At 55.4% G+C, this 16,819-nt stretch carries 18 protein-coding genes; 4 read left to right on the forward strand and 14 right to left on the reverse strand.

Features of this window, described 5'->3' with window-relative positions; all coding sequences use genetic code 11:
- The first annotated feature begins 112 nt into the window (after positions 1-112).
- Positions 113-2,257, forward strand: coding sequence for a TonB-dependent siderophore receptor (locus F8562_RS28735; RefSeq protein ID WP_014228310.1), 2,145 nt, complete (start codon positions 113-115; stop codon positions 2,255-2,257).
- Positions 2,258-2,293: 36 nt separating this feature from the next.
- On the opposite strand, the gene F8562_RS28740 is transcribed toward F8562_RS28735, so the two are convergent.
- Together F8562_RS28740 and F8562_RS28745 are read right to left on the reverse strand one after the other, a co-directional pair.
- Positions 2,294-2,635, reverse strand: a complete 342-nt coding sequence (locus tag F8562_RS28740; RefSeq protein ID WP_004848570.1) for a RamA family antibiotic efflux transcriptional regulator — start codon at positions 2,633-2,635, stop codon at positions 2,294-2,296.
- 32 nt (positions 2,636-2,667) lie between these two features.
- Complete coding sequence (locus tag F8562_RS28745) at positions 2,668-3,768, reverse strand: MBL fold metallo-hydrolase (protein ID WP_014228309.1); 1,101 nt, start codon at positions 3,766-3,768, stop codon at positions 2,668-2,670.
- Between the two features lie 190 nt (positions 3,769-3,958).
- Between F8562_RS28745 and F8562_RS28750 the strand changes: the two genes are divergently transcribed.
- The 3 genes from F8562_RS28750 (at position 3,959) to nfsB (ending at position 5,680) form a co-directional block, all read left to right on the forward strand.
- Positions 3,959-4,540 carry a TetR/AcrR family transcriptional regulator gene (locus F8562_RS28750; RefSeq protein ID WP_004848568.1) on the forward strand — a complete coding sequence of 194 codons (582 nt, stop codon included), beginning with the start codon at positions 3,959-3,961 and terminating at the stop codon, positions 4,538-4,540.
- The gene (locus tag F8562_RS28755; RefSeq protein WP_014228308.1) at positions 4,540-4,908 is read left to right on the forward strand and encodes an MmcQ/YjbR family DNA-binding protein; all 369 of its coding nucleotides are present in this window, start codon (positions 4,540-4,542) and stop codon (positions 4,906-4,908) included. The genes F8562_RS28750 and F8562_RS28755 overlap by 1 nt, the downstream gene beginning before the upstream one ends.
- Before the next feature lie 118 nt (positions 4,909-5,026).
- On the forward strand, positions 5,027-5,680 hold the full coding sequence (nfsB, locus tag F8562_RS28760; RefSeq protein WP_014228307.1) for an oxygen-insensitive NAD(P)H nitroreductase: 654 nt from the start codon (positions 5,027-5,029) through the stop codon (positions 5,678-5,680).
- Between the two features lie 159 nt (positions 5,681-5,839).
- Here the strand turns inward: nfsB and F8562_RS28765 are convergent, their stop codons facing one another.
- The 12 genes from F8562_RS28765 to gspD form a co-directional block, all read right to left on the reverse strand.
- On the reverse strand, positions 5,840-6,682 hold the full coding sequence (locus F8562_RS28765; RefSeq protein ID WP_014837743.1) for a prepilin peptidase: 843 nt from the start codon (positions 6,680-6,682) through the stop codon (positions 5,840-5,842).
- A 61-nt stretch (positions 6,683-6,743) separates the two neighbouring features.
- Positions 6,744-7,484 (reverse strand): type II secretion system protein N, encoded by a 741-nt coding sequence (locus tag F8562_RS28770; protein ID WP_014228305.1) that lies wholly within the window; start codon positions 7,482-7,484, stop codon positions 6,744-6,746.
- Positions 7,474-7,968 carry a type II secretion system protein GspM gene (gspM, locus tag F8562_RS28775; protein ID WP_014228304.1) on the reverse strand — a complete coding sequence of 165 codons (495 nt, stop codon included), beginning with the start codon at positions 7,966-7,968 and terminating at the stop codon, positions 7,474-7,476. Before gspM ends, F8562_RS28770 begins: the two co-directional genes overlap by 11 nt.
- Complete coding sequence (gene gspL / locus F8562_RS28780; protein ID WP_014228303.1) at positions 7,955-9,160, reverse strand: type II secretion system protein GspL; 1,206 nt, start codon at positions 9,158-9,160, stop codon at positions 7,955-7,957. The genes gspM and gspL overlap by 14 nt, the downstream gene beginning before the upstream one ends.
- On the reverse strand, positions 9,160-10,146 hold the full coding sequence (gene gspK / locus F8562_RS28785; protein WP_014228302.1) for a type II secretion system minor pseudopilin GspK: 987 nt from the start codon (positions 10,144-10,146) through the stop codon (positions 9,160-9,162). The genes gspL and gspK overlap by 1 nt, the downstream gene beginning before the upstream one ends.
- Complete coding sequence (gene gspJ, locus F8562_RS28790) at positions 10,143-10,742, reverse strand: type II secretion system minor pseudopilin GspJ (protein ID WP_014228301.1); 600 nt, start codon at positions 10,740-10,742, stop codon at positions 10,143-10,145. The genes gspK and gspJ overlap by 4 nt, the downstream gene beginning before the upstream one ends.
- A complete protein-coding gene (gene gspI / locus F8562_RS28795) occupies positions 10,739-11,104 on the reverse strand; it encodes a type II secretion system minor pseudopilin GspI (protein ID WP_014228300.1) in 366 nt (121 codons plus the stop codon). The genes gspJ and gspI overlap by 4 nt, the downstream gene beginning before the upstream one ends.
- A complete protein-coding gene (gspH, locus tag F8562_RS28800; RefSeq protein WP_014228299.1) occupies positions 11,101-11,652 on the reverse strand; it encodes a type II secretion system minor pseudopilin GspH in 552 nt (183 codons plus the stop codon). Before gspH ends, gspI begins: the two co-directional genes overlap by 4 nt.
- A complete protein-coding gene (gspG, locus tag F8562_RS28805) occupies positions 11,652-12,080 on the reverse strand; it encodes a type II secretion system major pseudopilin GspG (protein ID WP_014228298.1) in 429 nt (142 codons plus the stop codon). Before gspG ends, gspH begins: the two co-directional genes overlap by 1 nt.
- 29 nt (positions 12,081-12,109) lie before the next feature.
- Positions 12,110-13,330, reverse strand: coding sequence for a type II secretion system inner membrane protein GspF (gspF, locus tag F8562_RS28810; RefSeq protein ID WP_014228297.1), 1,221 nt, complete (start codon positions 13,328-13,330; stop codon positions 12,110-12,112).
- 4 nt (positions 13,331-13,334) lie between these two features.
- Complete coding sequence (gspE, locus tag F8562_RS28815; RefSeq protein ID WP_151891960.1) at positions 13,335-14,840, reverse strand: type II secretion system ATPase GspE; 1,506 nt, start codon at positions 14,838-14,840, stop codon at positions 13,335-13,337.
- Positions 14,840-16,804: a type II secretion system secretin GspD gene (gene gspD, locus F8562_RS28820; RefSeq protein ID WP_369816083.1), complete on the reverse strand. Its 1,965-nt coding sequence runs from the start codon at positions 16,802-16,804 to the stop codon at positions 14,840-14,842. Before gspD ends, gspE begins: the two co-directional genes overlap by 1 nt.
- Positions 16,805-16,819: the final 15 nt, after the last annotated feature.

Here is a 16,819-nt window from a genome sequence, read left to right on the forward strand (position 1 = left end):
GCAAATAATAACTATTTGCAATAACATTAACACCGTTAATGATAACCGCCGGTCGATTCCCCTCGACTCGGGCGTTTTTTGATGGCGATTCAACCAAGGATAAAAAATAAACATGTTTAAATATAATAAGATAACAGCTTTCTGGGCCGCGGGCGTGGCGGCATCTCTGTTTGGCGGGCCGGCGCTGGCAGCGGAGGAAACGATCGTCGTCACCGCCGGCAGCGGCGAGGATCCTACAGCGCCGCTGAAGGGAATAGTGGCGACAAAAACCCTGTCGGCAACAAAGACCGCTGCGGAGATCGTCAAAACGCCGCAGTCGGTATCGGTGGTCACCCGCGATCAAATGCGGGCGCTGGACGTCACCTCGGTTTCCCAGGCGCTGCGCTATAGCGCGGGCGTTTTTACCGAATACCGAGGTTCATCTAACCGCAACGACGAAGTATTCGTGCGCGGCTTCAGCTACGTGCCCAAATTCCTCGATGGCCTGAGCTACGGTGCCACCGCCTCGTCACAAACCGGCACTTTCGACCCGTGGCTGCTGGAACGCGTCGAGCTGGTGCGCGGCCCGGCCTCGGTGCTGTTTGGTCAGGTCAACCCCGGCGGGCTGATTAGCATGACCAGCAAACGCCCGACCAGCCAGCCAATTCATGAGGTACAGTTCCGTACCGGCAATAACCAGCTCGCCGAAGGGGCTTTCGACGTTGGCGGCCCGCTGAGCGATGACGGCCACCTGCTCTATCGCCTGAACGGGATCGCCCGCACCCAGAATAACCAGATCGATGACTATAAAGAGACGCGGATGGCTATCGCCCCCGCCCTCACCTGGTATCCTGATGACGCCACGCGCTTTACCCTGTTAACCAGCTATCAGAAAGACCCGGACGCCGGCTACCGTAACTTCCTGCCGCGTTACGGCACCGTGGAAAGCGTCGACGGCAGCTATATTCCTCGCGATTTTAACGTCAGCGATCCCAGCTACAACCAGTCGTGGCGTGAACAAACGATGATTGGCTATGAATTTGATCACCAGCTCAACGATACCTTTACTCTGCGCCAGAACGCCCGCTACGCCACCATCAAACAGAAGTATCGCTACCTGGTTTATTCCACCAGCGCCGCCAACAGCTCGGTACTCTCCCGCCGCGCCCAGCATGAACAGCGTCAGACCGATGAGTTTGGCATCGATAACCAGCTTGAAGCGCAGTTCGCCAGCGGTCAGGTGGCGCATACGGTGATTGGCGGTGTGGATTACAAAACCAGTAAGGATAAGCAGTACCTTGGTCGGGCCGGCGGCTCGCAGTACGATATCGACTGGCGCAGCCCGACCTACGGGGTTAGCGTCGATGAAAGCGTCTTCAGTCCCGCCACTAATGAACAGCAAAATCTCGACCAGGTTGGGGTGTATATTCAGGATCAGCTGAGCTGGCGAAACTGGGAACTGTTAGTTTCCGGGCGCTACGACTGGGCGGAAGTACGCACCACCGATTTTACCGACGCCAGCAGCACCCAGCAGAATGATAATAAGCTCACCTGGCGCACCGGCCTGCTGTACGCCTTTGATTCCGGTCTTTCCCCCTATATCAGCTACAGCACCTCCTTCGAACCTAACCTACAGACCAACCGCGCGCCGGGCGTCGGACCATTCGATCCCAGCGAAGGCAAACAGGTAGAGGTGGGTCTGAAATACCAGCCTGACCCAAACGCGTTAATGACCCTCGCGCTGTACGATCTGACGCAGAGCAACGTCGCGACCTACAACAGCGCGGCCGGGTGGTTTGAAAACAGCGGTAAAGTGCGCTCGAAAGGCGTTGAAGCCGAAGCGCACGCGACGGTCTTCGATAACCTCAATCTGATCGCGTCTTACACCTATACCGACGCGGAAACCGTCAATACCACCGTCGTCGGTACCGAAGGGAAAACGCCGGCACGCATTCCGACCCATATGGCTTCGGCGTTCACCAGCTATACCCTGCCGGACGGCGCGTTAAAAAGCCTGACCGCGGGCGTTGGCGTACGCTATATCGGCACCAGCTACGGCGATGCGAAAAACACGTTTAAAGTACCGGCAGTGGATCTGTACGACGCTATGGTCAGCTATGAGTTAGGCGAGCTGAATTCGAGCCTGAAAGGGGCGAAAGTGCAGTTCAACGTCAACAACCTCGCCAATACCAAATACGTGGCCTCCTGCGCCAGCGATAGCGCCTGCTTCTACGGCATTGGTCGGACGGTGACGGCGACGGTCAACTACGCCTGGTAAAAAAGCGTCCGCCGGTCTTCCCCCGGCGGGCGCTTTTCAGTGCGCGCGGCTGTGATTTTCTTTACGGTAGGCACCCGGCGGCTGATTAAACGTGCGGGTGAAGATGCGGGTAAAGGTTTGCTGCGAGTCAAAACCGTATTTCAGGCAAATATCGTAGACCCGCTGATCGGTATCGCGCAGATCGCGGGCCGCCAGCAGCAGCTTACGCTCGCGGATATAGCGCCCAAGACTCTCCCCTTTATACTGTAAAAACAGTCGTTGCAAATGCCACTTCGAATAACCGGCGTGGCGCGCAATATCGTCAATACGTAGCGGCTGATGCAAATTATCATCAATCCACTCGACGATAGTATCAATGACCTGAGCGGAAATAGTCATATGTCCTCTCTCCTCCTGAACCACTCTCATCGTTAGCGCCACCAGGCGTTAAATGATTGCGTTTTATCAGCGACCCAAACCGGCTCACCCAACATTGGCGTCAGCAGTCGCCACGGTCGCCCTGTGCTGGCCTCCGCCAGCCTTTTGTACGGATCGTCCCATGTGTGTTTTGCCAGCACGAAGCGCCCGGCGTGACCCGGCAGTACCGCGCGTGCATGAACATCGTCAGCGGCTTGCGCCGTCTCTTCCGGCATCATGTGGATGTACTTCCAGTCCTGGTCATACTGACCGTTTTCCATGATCGCCAAATCCACTTCGCCAAACTGTTCGCCGATGGCTTTAAAGTGCGGGCCGTAGCCGCTGTCGCCGCTGTAGTAAATTTTCTGCTGCGGGGTAACGAACATAAAGCTGGCCCACAGGGTCTGGTTGCGCTTGAGGCCGCGGCCGGAAAAGTGGCGCGCGGGCAGGACGTGTACCGTCAGCTCATCGCTCACCTGCAGCGACTGATTCCAGTCCGCCTCGCTGATGATCGCGCTCTCCATTCCCCAGTAGCGCAGGTGCGACCCCACGCCCAGCGGCGTCACCACGCGCTTGACCTTCGGCATCAGAGCTTTGATGGTGGCGTAATCGAGGTGGTCGTAATGATCGTGCGAGATAATCAGCAGGTCGATATCCGGCATGCCCTCAGCGTGCCACGGGTAATCCCCGGCAAAGGCCTTATTAATAAACGAAAACGGTGCGGCATAGTTGCTAAATACGGGATCGATCAGGATGCGTTTGCCCGCCAGCTGCAGGTACCAGGAGGAGTGACCGAGCCAGACCATCACGTCCTGCCCTGACGGCAGGCTGGCCAGATCGGTGTTCACCAGCGGCAGCGGCTGCGCCGGTCTGGCATTTTCACGTTTGGCGACCAGAAACTCCCACCATGCGGCCAGCATATTTTTTTGCCCGGTAAACCCCGGCGTCGGAAGCTGATTGTGAAACTGACCGTCGTGATAGTGCGGCGACTGCTCCACCAGGCTGAGCTGCGCGCCCTGCGGCGCCTGACCAAATCCGGCATTTAACACAAACGGCAAAGTTGTTGCTGACGCTAATAACATGATGGCGACCACGCTGAAAGTGACACGGTTCATATCCTGACCTGGCGAAATCCCCCTTCCTGGAGGTTTTTGTTATAAGGCTTGATTATGAGTGAGTAAGCACTCATTATTAGGAAGAAGCTGAAAGTCGTCAAGACGATTTTCAAATTTTGACAGACAGCGTTGCAGCGCCCATGCCGGGCGTGCTTAGATCGTGGTTTTATTATGAGTGAGGTAAAGTGTAGTGGCTCGTCCTAAGAGTGAAGATAAAAAGCAAGCGTTACTGGAGGCAGCAACCGCCGCCTTTGCCCAATCGGGAATCGCCGCCTCAACCTCCGCCATCGCCCGCAGCGCAGGGGTTGCCGAGGGTACGCTGTTTCGCTACTTTGCCACCAAGGACGATTTGCTCAACGAGCTTTATCTGACCATAAAAGCAGACCTGGTTCAGACAATGATAGCGGGTCTCAACCCGAACGAAACCCGGCCAAAAGAGAACACGCGCAATATCTGGAATAGCTATATCGGCTGGGGCGTACGTAACCCCATGGAGCATAAAGCGATTCGCCGGATGGCGCTGAGTGAACGGATCACCGACGAAACCCGCAACCGCGTCCAGGAGATGTTTCCCGAGCTCAATGAACTGTGCCAGCGCTCAATCAAACCCGTTTTTCAATCCGACGAGTACCGTACCTTCGGCGATGCGTTGTTTCTTTCGCTGGCCGAAACCACCATTGAATACGCCAGCCACGAGCCGGAGCGCGCCGTCCGTTTTGTCGAGCTGGGCTTTGAAGCCATGTGGCAGGCCCTTGCCGAGGACAATAGCTGATGGATCACCGCTCGCTGCATGACAACGCGCATCGTATCGCGCTGGAGCTCCCCTTTACCGAGCACTGCTGGCCGTTTGGCCCGGAGTACGATGTGTTTAAAGTCGGCGGGAAGATTTTTATGCTCACCGCGACGGTACGCGGCCGCGCGCTGGTCAACCTGAAGTGCGATCCGCAAAAATCGCTGCTTCATCAGGCGATTTACCGCAGCATCGAGCCCGGCTATCACATGAACAAAAAGCACTGGATCACCGTAGTTCCCGGCGAGGACATCAGCGTGGATCTGCTGGCGGAGCTGATCGATGATTCGTGGAATCTGATCGTCGATAAACTCAGCAAAAAAGAGCAGCAGCGCCTACGTCCGGGTTGATTTTCAGCGCTGCGCGATAAGTGTTATCGCATTTTTGCCCCTTATCATTTGCCCGCCATCGCTGTACTCTTCCTTCACGAAACGCACCCGCAAGGGGTTGTAAACAGTGAGGAAGAGTATGGATATCGTATCGGTTGCCTTAAAGCGCTACTCCACCAAGGCATTTGACGCCACCAAAAAGCTAACTGCCGAGCAGGCGGAAAACCTGAAAACGCTGCTGCAGTACAGCCCGTCAAGCACCAACTCCCAGCCGTGGCACTTTATCGTTGCCAGCAGCGATGAAGGCAAAGCGCGCGTTGCCAAAGCGGCGAGCGGCACCTACGTGTTTAACGAACGTAAAATTCTCGATGCCTCCCACGTGGTGGTGTTCTGCGCCAAAACCGCAATGGACGACGCCTGGCTTGAGCGCGTGGTGAACCAGGAAGAGGCCGATGGCCGCTTCGCAAACGCCGACGCCAAAGCCGCGAACCATAAAGGCCGCACCTTCTTTGCCGATATGCACCGCAAAGAGCTGCACGACGACGATCAGTGGATGGCGAAGCAGGTTTATCTCAACGTCGGCAACTTCCTGCTGGGCGTGGCGGCAATGGGCCTGGACGCCGTGCCGATTGAAGGCGTCGATTTCGCGATTCTCGATGCCGAATTCGACCTGAAAGCCCAGGGCTACACCAGCCTGGTGGTGGTGCCGGTCGGCCATCATAGCGTCGAAGACTTCAACGCGACGCTGCCGAAATCACGCCTGCCGCAGGCGACGACCATTACCGAGATTTAATTCCCTTCAGCCGGGAACGCCCGGGTCATGGCGCAGCTGCGCCTCGCCCGGGGCTTTCTTCCCCCTCTCTTTCCCCCCTCTTTTTCTGCCGTTAGCGCTCCGCAGGAAGGATATCGCCGTTGACCCGCCTTCCGGGCGCGAACATCAACCGTCTCTCGGTCAAATACCCTGAAATAGCAGCATATTTGCCACACCGGCTAACGCCAGCCACGGGCCGAATGCCAGCGGCTGATTGAGATCTTTTTTTGCCCCTCCTCGCTGTACGAACGCAAACAGCAATCCGCTTAACGCCGCCAGTAAAACCACATGGGGTAATGCTTGCCAGCCTAGCCAGGCTCCCAACGCGGCCAGTAGCTTAAAATCGCCATAGCCCAGCGCATCCTTGCCTGTCAGTAGCTTGAACAGCCAGAACAGGCACCACAAGCAGAGATATCCTGCCACTGCGCCAATCGTCGCCTGCGGCAACGAAACAAAATACGACTGAAGATTAAACAGTAAGCCGATCCACAATAAGGGCAGCGTCAGGACATCGGGTAGCAGCTGTCGGTGATAATCAATAACGGCCAGGATCAATAAAAAAGAGACGAATACCCAGGCGCCACACAGCGCCAGCCCCGGCGGAAATACACGTGCGGTTAAGACAAACAGCGCAGCGGTGGCCGCCTCAACCAGCGGATACTGCGCGGAAATAGGCGCGCCGCAACAGCGAGCCTTGCCCTTTAACAACAGGAAACTCAGCAGAGGTATATTATCCCTTGCGGCAACAGGAGTATGACAATATGGGCAACGAGAGTGCGGCAATACCAGATTAAAGCGCGCCGTGGGTTCAGGTGAAGGCAGTGACAGCTGCAGCAACGCCTCACGCTGCCAGTGTTTCTCGAGCATTACGGGTAAGCGGCAGATCACCACATTCAGAAAACTCCCGACGATAGCGCCTGTCGCCCCAAGACCAAACCACCAAATGATGGGATACGTGGATGAAAAAGCCACTAATAATGTCATAAAGCGCCCTCTGCGGGTCCAGCATCTCCCTCTTTTTCCTGTCGGAGGGGGACATCACGGATCAAAATAATTGCCCCTGCGTTTGCCAGGCTATCTGGCCCTGCTCGTTAGCCCGGCCAACCTGCGCTATCAATGGTTTCATGACCTCAGGCAGCATCGGTCCGCTCCGCACCAGTCCGTTAAATCGATAGCCGCCGCCAGCCCCCACGACTCCCCTTCCCTCGATGTTCAGATGAGGAGAGTCCTGTTTCAGGACCAACGCCAGTTCCCCTTTTCCGTTGCAGCTCAACTCTCCGTCAACATCGGTGAGATCCAAATCGCCCAGAGGCGTCGCCATCTGAGCCTGCCGCCACTTGATGACGCCGCCAAGACGCTGGCAGCCATGGGAGGTAAACTCCCCCTGGTGCAATTGCAGCTGCAGCCCCCCTTTGAGGGTCATCGCTAACGCCAGCGACAGCTGCTGGCGGACAAAATCGGCAGGCGCGGAAAGTTGCCACTCATACCATTCAAGATCGTGCCAACCGCGTAAAGTTCCGGTTCCCTGCAAGCCCCGGGGATCCCGCAACGCGACTTTTATTGCAGGCCGCCAGGAGGAGAAAGTGAGCTGCCAATGGACGTCTTCAATCGTAACGTTGCGCCAGGTGAGCTGGTACACGCGACCTTGCCATAAAGACCCGGAAAAGCGACCGGCCTTAATATCGGCGGGCATAAAAACGCGCACTACCCCGGCAGGGGCATTTCCCGCCAGCAGCAGCAGATAACAGACCAATACAAGCACCAGCTTCTTGAGTTTAAGGCTCATCTTTACGCTCCAGCGTCAGTTTATTTACCGCTACCCATCCCGGTTTATCGCGGTACGCTGCCACCTCCAGGGCCGTAATATGGATGCGATGCTGTTGCTCCAGAGTAATCAGCCAATGCATGAATCCGTTAAAGTCGCCGGGCTCCAGCGTTATTGCCAGCTGTTGTCCCTGCGGCTGAATACGCGTGATACTCACCCCCTGAGCTGCCGCGCTCTGCGTAACAACCGCCGACACGCTGAGATTTTCGTCACGGGCGGATAGCGGCCGTGTATCCTGTTGGCGTATACGTGGCGCCAGCTGCAACATCCGCTCTATCGTGCTCTTTTCATCGGCAATCGTGCGCTGCCATTGCGCCGCCTGCTGCCGCCACGGTAACCACAGGATGTAATAAAACAGACACGCGACAGCCAGGCCTCCGCCCCCCAATACCAGGGCACGCTCCCGTAGGCTAAGCTGTTGCCAGTAGCGCTTAAATGTATTCATCTTTTATTTCCAGCGTCAGCCGGCTCTCGACCCCATGCGGATTCTGTTTAACCTCGCCCGGCTGCACCCGATAATGTTGCCCCGCGCCGCTCTGGAACTGCTCTAACACCAGAAAAGATGCGGCATAGAGATCAATTTTCAGCGTTTTACGCCCGGCATCATAGGACAACGCCCGCAACTCGATGTGCGGATGCTTCGCCATCAGTTGTTGCAACTGATGCATGTGTACAGCCAGTCCATCCTGCCCGGCCGGCCGTAGCTGCTGTAGATGCTTTTGCAGCTGCGTACGAGGGTTAAGCACATTTTTATCCGCCGGGAACAGCGCCTGGTAGACCCGACGGCTTTCCTGCCGCCAATGGTCTGCCTGTTGTCCCAGCTGATAGTGAGATAAACCGGCATTCACGCACGACAAGAGTAAATAGCCGATGAATAACATCATCACCGGCCGCCAGGGCCGTAGTCCCGCTCGCAAAGTCCCGACGCGGGCAAATTCACCCTGACGAAGATCGGCGCCATCATAGGGTTCCCCCCCGGCCGCCAGTTGCAGAAAATTCTGCGGCGTATGCGCTCGCCATTCACAATAAGGGGGGCTTAACGCAGGCGGTTGGGAATAGCTCTCAATCACCTTCGGACTCCAGATGGCCAAAAACTCGGGTAGCCAGGACGATTCCACCGCCATCCCGGCGTGAGCCTCTCGCCGAAATAACCACCGATCATCGACGTTCACCGCGCTCCAGCCGTGGTCGACCCGCGGCAGCGCAAGCACATCCGGAAGCATTGTCAGCACCCGTACCCCTAGCCGATCGCAACGGCTGATCCACTGACGCATATCGTGTTTGTCGACTACCGCAACGTCACATACCTCGCCGCGCTGGTGTAAAATGGCAAAATGAAGCCCATCAACCTCGGTTGCCAGCTGCTCCTCGAGCATGAACGACAGCAGCTGCAGACGCTGGCGCCCGGCGTTAGGCGGAAGCGTCACTTGATGGAAAACAAACTCACTCGCAGGGACCAGGATATGTGCCGGATAAGTCGCGAAAAGATGCGTTAATCTCTCATCGTTTTCCCCCGCCGCCAGTTCGCCTTGCTCATCCCCGTCTGGCGAACGGAAAGACCACCGCACGGGCTGTTTTTCATCACCGGGCAAATGCAGTATCAACCGGGCCTGTAGACGCGATTTTTTGCTTTTCATTAAGGCTCCCTCAGCATGCTCAATCCAGGCTGTCGTCGTATCACCTGGAAGCGATGACCCGACTTGCTCAACAGGCTGCGCTGGCTATAGTGAATGTCCCCCACCTGCACATTAAAATCGGCAAAAAACAGATCGCTCTTTACGGTCAATACGTACTTGATCGCAGAGGTATCCCTGTCCTTAAGCGCCTCCTGAGCCAAAAATGCTGTTGTGCTATTCCAGCCGCCGTGCGGACGTTGCTGTAGCAGCTTCATCGCCCCCGCGGGATCCAGTTCCCCCACAAATAGCGCCGCGAATAAGGGACTTTGCGACTCGCTCAACGTATTGATATTTATCGACAGCGTCTGGACAGGCAGTACGCAAACATAGGGCAAAAGGCGACGATAAAGTTCGGCATCAACGCCGGAAACGGTCCGCAGCTCGCTGATATCCTGCATCGGTTGATGCGCGGGTAGATAAGGCGCCGATTGCGGCCCGTCGCGCGCATCTTCACTCCCCTCGATTCCCGGCGCATTATCGCTGTCTATCCAGTCGCTCAGGGCTGCGGTTATCTGCGTCGCACGCAATGCCCCCTCCCCCAGGTTGATAAGTAACTGTCTAAAAACCTGTCTGGAGTAAGGTAACGTCGACTGCCTTCCCTCGCCGGCGCCCCCCTGGTTAATCGCATTGAGATTAAAACAGGCCTGTCCATCAACGATCAGCCCGGAGACTTCGCCATCATCAATGGTAAAACGGCGAGGCCCCTGCGCCCACTTTTGGGCTAAATCCATTTTATTCGGTGAACCAGATGCGTCTCTCTGTAATATTTTTGCGGCCAATGATTCCGCCGACCGGGCATACCATTTCGCCCGCAGACGCTCCACTTGAGCCATCGTCCGCTGCCAGGCTCGGCCATTACGCTCGGCTATCGTTGTCGACATGGTCACCATGAGCGCCAGAATCAGCAATACCACCAGCAACGCCACGCCTCTTTGCCGCCGCTTCATGCTTGCTCCCCGGTCGTGACGAAAAATAAGCGGCTCACTTCACCCACGTCGGCCACGACTAACGACACTTCAATTCCCTCGGGTAAACGCGTTGTGTCGTTCCAGCTATCGCGCCACATACCGTTGGCAAAAAAGCGCAAACGAAAAGCGCTCACGTCTTTCAGCAAAACCTTCACGATTGGCTCTTCCCCAGCCTGCGGATCCGTATGAACATAGCTCAGCCGCTCCAGCTGCTGATGGCGCAGACGATACCCCACCCGCTGCAGCTCGGAGCGGGGTAATATTCCCATCGGGTTTTGCCAACCGTTACGCATGAAGGAGATGCTCCAGTCCGCACTTTGGCGCTGATAACGAGCAGCGTAGAACAGACGTTCATCCCCTCGCGGAGGGCGCGGAATGATCTGACCAAAGTCGCCCTCCAGGTAAACGAAGGCGCGCTGAAGCTCGGTTAACCGCTGCACCTGACGCTGTGCCATCTCATCATTGCGCATCACCCCCTGTAATATCTGGAAAGCGCTGAGACTCAACGCCGCAAAAATGGCTAATGCGAGTAGCATTTCCAGCAGCGTAAAACCTCGTTCGCGGCAACGGCTCATTCGTGCACCACGTAGCTGCGTAAAGAAAATATCGCCGCGGTATCTTGTTTATGGCGCCGCACTTCAATATCCAGCGCCCGTAGCTGGCTGAACTCTGTATCAACCCCCTGCCAGCTGAGATACCACTCTTCTCCGGCATAGGTCACCAAAGCGCCCGTCGCGCTTTTTTCGGGCCATAGTTTGTTGAGATGTAATCTGACCTGTTGGTTATCGGCCAGCCAACTTGCCAGCATTTTCTCTTTCATCATGCCAGCGTTTCTGGCCTGCTGGGCGGTGGTTTGCAGCAGTGTCAGCCCGGCCAGGGAAAAAATGGCCAGCGCCACCAGAACCTCCAGCAGCGTCATCCCTTTTTGTTTATTCATGGCGCGCCTCCTTTTGCCGATGTCGCGATCGCGCCGCTTTCATCTACCCGCAGCCAGACTTCGGAGCGATCGTCTTTCTCGCCGAAAATTAATGTAAAGGGCGTAATCTCCCCGCCAGGCAATAGCAAAATATCGGGGTCCGCCGCCGGTTCCGCGGTTGGCGGCCACTCCTGCGGAGGAGGGAGACGTAGCGTGAGCGGCTGGTTATCCGGAACCTGGCCGCCTAACGCAGCCTGACGCGGTTGCCATATTTGCCAGACATAGCCCTGCCAACGATCCGAATGCGCCACCGAAGAGCGCGTTTCCGCCGCCTGGCTTTGCAGTACCTGAAACTGCCAGCCATTGGGTCGAATCTGGATCCCCAGTAGCCGATCGTTTTGCATACCGCTATCCATGGCAAACTCCAGCTGCGCCTGAAAGCGTTGCAACTGCCGCTCCGCGGTATCCTGCTGCATGGCCGGAAATGACATGATGACCAGACTGGCCGCACTCCCCATCAGCAGCACAACAAGCATCATTTCCAGCACGGTAAAACCACGCTGACGCACTATTTCTTACTCAGCGTCCAGTTACCGATATCATCGTCAGTACCCGGCACGCCATCTTGCCCGGAGGAGAATATGTCTATCTGTCCGTGCTGACCCGGACTGACTAGCTGATAATCCCCACCCCACGGGTCCTGGGGCAAACGGCGAATATAGCCATCCTGGGGATAATAACGCGCTTCGGGTGGTACCGACGGTTTAGTGATTAGCGCCTGCAGCCCCTGCTCCGTGGTGGGATATCGGCTGTTATCCAATTTATACATATCCAGCGCGCTCTCTAACGCCACAATATCGCTGACGACTTTTTGACGATCGGCTTTATCTTTATTTCCCATCAGATTAGGTACAACTAAACTTGCCAGAATGCCCATAATGACAATGACCACCATGATTTCCAGCAGCGTAAAACCACGCTGACTCTGCCGCCGCATTTTTATCTCCTTATATTTGCCCATCAGATTCACATACTGATTAAATTATTTAATTGCAGGATCGGTTGCAGAATGGCGATGACGATAAATAACACTATTGCCGCCATACCGACGATCAAGAGAGGCTCAAACAGCCCCAGCGCTAATTGCATGTGAGACGTAAATTCCCGGTCCTGGTTATCCGCAGCATGTTCCAGCATGCTGTCCAGTTCCCCACTACGTTCACCGCTGGCGATCATATGGCGCATCATGGGGGGAAAGAGTTCGGTCATTTCCAGCGCGCGATGCAGGCTAACCCCCTCGCGCACCGATTCCGTCGCTAACGACAGCTGTTGACGCGCATATTCGTTGGTGAGCACCTCGCCGCTAATACGCATCGCTTGCAGCAACGGCACGGAACTGGCGTTCAGAATACTCAGCGTTCTGGCATAACGAGCGGTATTCAGGCCGCGCGCAACGCGCCCAATAACGGGCAGGCGCAGCAGCCGATGATGAACGGCAATACGTCGACCTTCATGACGTAGCAATCGACGTATCAGCACCAGCCCGGCGAACAGCAGCAACAGTATCCCGGGACCAAAAGTGCGAACCCCGTCGCTCATCGCCATGAGCACTCGCGTTGATAGCGGTAGCGCCTGCTTCATATGAATAAACTGCTCAACGACCCTGGGAACGACGGCAGAAAGAAGCGTGGCAACGACGCTAATAGCGACAACGGTAAGTACGCAGGGATAAATCATGGCCTGCATGATGCGCGCTCGCATTTGCTGGCGCTGTTCGGTGTAATCAGCGAGTCGATTCAGAACCTGGTCCAGGTGACCAGAAGCTTCACCCGCCGCCACCATCGCGCAGTACAACCGCTCAAAACTGGCAGGATATCCTGCCATCGCTTCCGCCAGCGAATGACCTTCAAGAACTTTGCTACGCACGGCGGCCATCAGGCTACGCTGGCGCGGTTTTTCACTTTGTTTTGCCACCGCATCCAGCGCATCTTCCAGAGGTAAAGCGGCGGCGACCAGCGTCGCCAGCTGGCGAGTCAGCAGCGCCAGATCGGCGCTGCTTATTCCACGCGACCAGGAAATACGCCACCCGCGTTTATTCCGCCGGGCCTCATTCAGCCCTTCGACCAGCGCCAGCGGAACCAGCCCTTGTTCTCGTAAGCGTTGACGCGCATGACGAGCGGAATCTGCCTCCAGGCTCCCCCGCCGCTTTTTACCCCGCTCGTCTAACACCTGATAATGGAATAACACGCGGTCACTCCTTTTCCTGCGACTGGTTTTCAGTCACCCGGATGACCTCTTCCCAGCTTGTCTCGCCGGACAGGGCTTTTTCCAGCCCGGCATAGCGTAACGTTTTGTATTCATGCTGCAGTAAGCGGGCAATCGCGAACTCGCCGTGGCCCTTATGGATTGCGGTACGGATCCTATCGTCAATCAGCAGTAATTCATGTATCCCGGTACGCCCACGATAGCCAGTAAAGCCGCATTGCGGACATCCCTTCGGCTGCCATAAGCGAGCTCCGGGCGCAATCCCCATCTGATGGGCCAACGCGGGAGCGACTAAGTAGGGCTGGCGGCAATCGGGGCAAAGAGTCCGCACCAGCCTCTGCGCCAATACGGCCAATAACGACGTAGACAGTAAAAAAGGTTCAATCCCCATATCTTGCAGACGTGATAATGCCCCCAACGCACTGTTGGCATGGAGCGTTGAAAGAACCAAATGCCCGGTCAAGGATGCCTGAACCGCAATCTGCGCGGTTTCACTATCGCGGATCTCCCCAACCAGTACGACATCAGGGTCCTGACGCAGAATGGCGCGTAAACCGCGCGCAAAAGTCATCTCCACTTTGGCGTATACCTGCGTCTGGCCAATCCCCTCGAGCTCATACTCAATAGGATCTTCAATCGTCATAATATTGCGTTCACTCGCATTGAGACGACTCAACGCCGCATAAAGCGTCGTGCTCTTCCCTGAACCTGTCGGACCGGTGACGAGGAGAATACCGTGCGGCCGCTGAATCAGTTCATCGATCTGCTGCTGGTGTGATAACGACATGCCTAACGTCGACAGATCCAAATTCACGCTGCTTTTATCCAGCAAACGCAGAACAATTCGTTCACCGTAATGAGAAGGTAAAGTCGACACTCGCACATCAATCGCCCGGCCGCCAATGCGTAACGCCATGCGCCCATCCTGAGGAATACGCTTTTCCGCGATATCCAACCGCGCCATAACCTTAATACGAGAGATCAATAAAGAAGCCAGACGGCGCTGAGGGCGTAATATTTCACGCAGTACGCCATCTACCCGAAAGCGAATTTGCAAATGACGTTCATAGGTTTCGATGTGAATATCTGACGCTTTATCCTTAATCGCCTCGGTCAGCATGGCATTAATCAGACGGATTATCGGAGCATCATCATCGGCATCCAGTAAATCATCGCTGTCAGGTAACTCTTCCGCCAGGGTATAAAAATCCACTTCGTTGCCGATATCAACCATCAGTCGCCGCGTTTCGGTTGAGTCTCGCTGGTAACTACTAATCAGTTGTTTCTCAAATTCCGCATTCGATAGCGTACGAATATTCAGGGCACACCCGGCAACCCTACGGGTTTCAAGCAACGCTGCGGCTGTCGTTTCCACGACGCGCAGCACCCGGCATTCAGTATTCTCCCACTGCAGTAAAATGCGTTGAGCATGCGCATAGGCAAAGGGAAGCTGCGGATGCGGTTTATTCACGTCGGCAACAGACATATTCATTACCCCTCCTGCGAATAAAATGCGCTAATCGCCGCGCGAACCTTCAGGAAGGTGGCGCCATTTTGATCCGGAGGCAGCTTTAATACGTCATTGTTTAACGTCGCTGGGTTATCCTGATGACCACGCTGCTGAACTTGTTCCTGATTAAAAGCATGATATTTATCAGCGGATGCATGACGATACTGATCGCGATCGCGGATAATTGATGGGCGAATAAAGAGCATCAGATTACGTCTGGAGACTTTTTTACTGTTAGAGCGAAACAGGTAACCCAGAACCGGAATATCTCCCAGCACCGGGACTTTATCCACGCTATCCGTCACGCTTTTATCCAGCAGCCCTCCGACGACGACCGTTTCGCCACTTCCCACCAGCACCGCATTATTAACCGTGCGAGTATTGAAGGTCGCCCCCAGGTCAGCGCTACTGCTGGAGGCGGCGTCAGCCACGCTGGAAACCTCCTGTTCGATTTCCAGTAAAACAGAATCCCCTTCGTTAATCTGTGGCTTTACCTTCAACTTAATTCCGACCGTTTTGCGCTCCACGGTATTGAAGACGTTATCGCCAGAGGTTGTTTGCGAGCCGGAGAGCACCGGTACCTCCTGGCCAACATTGAACATGGCCTCCATATTATCCAGCGTCACGATGCTCGGCGTCGCCAAAATATCATTCTTGCTATTACTGGAAAGCGCGCTCAATAACATCGCCCAATTCCCTTGATAAAACCCCGCCGCAATACCATTAAGACCGTTGAGCGTACTGGCAATCGAGCTATCCACCGCGCCCTCTTTTTTATATTGATTGGCTCCGGCAATTGCGGTCGTAATAGGTAGGCCCGTATTGGTAAATTGCGACATGCCGCTATTTTTATTGGCCCACTGAATGCCCAGATTGAGACCATCAGCATCCTGTACTTCGGCAATAATCGCTTCGACCAGGACCTGGGCGCGACGAATATCCAACTGAGCTATCACCCCCTCCAAATCCCGCATAACGTCCGGGGCCGCCGTCAGGATCAGCGAGTTGGTTTGCTCATGCGCTTTGATAGTAATGTCTTTGCGTAATGCGATGGCCGGTTTAGCACTCTTTTGCTCGCCCTGAATAGTGTCGCCGATCCCCGTTAAGACCTCGACCAAATCGGTCGCTTTGGCATACTTCAGATAAATAACCCTGGTGTTGCCCTGAACAAATTGTTCGCGATCCAGCTGCTTAACTATCGCGATAATTAATTGACGAGAATTCGGTTCGCCGCTAATCAATACCGAATTCGTACGTTCATCCGCAACAACATTCGCTATCATTAAGCCCGATGACGCTGATTTACCGGCATCCCGGGTTAATTCGGTCACCATTTTGACAACGTCGGCAGCGGACGCGTAGGCCAGCGGTAACGTGACGACGCTGCGATCGCCCGCTTTATCAACGCGCTCAACTATTTCCATCAAATGCTTAATCACTCCCGCCCGTCCCGTCATCAACAGGACGTTGGAAGGCTCATAATGCACAACGCTGCCCACCCCGGCGTTATCATTCAATTGACGAAGTAACGGGACCAAATCACGGGCAGGCACATTATTGACGGGCACAACGCGCGCCACGACTTCATCTCCCTTTCCCGGTTGAGCATCGCTGGCGAGAGGTACCGCCGCGGTTTTTGCATCTTTGGCGCGGACCACCTTCAGCACGCCGTTCTTCATGTCCACCACGGCAAAGCCGTATACATCCAGCACGCTCAGGAAAAACTGGTAATATTGTTCATCGTTGAGCCTATCGTAACTGCGCACCGTAATCGTGCCGTGTACAGCCGGATCGATAATAATCGTTTTATTCAGGTTCTTGCTGACGGTATTAATAAACTCCTGAATATCCACCCCCTTAAAGCTGGCAGAAAACTCAGCGCCCGCGCCCTGCCGAATGACCAGCGAAAAAAACACCAAGACAACGATACAGAGTCTTTTGATTATTTTTATATTCAACAA

The sequence above is a fragment of the Klebsiella sp. RCJ4 genome, assembly GCF_009025755.1.
Classification (GTDB): Bacteria; Pseudomonadota; Gammaproteobacteria; order Enterobacterales; family Enterobacteriaceae; genus Klebsiella; species Klebsiella michiganensis.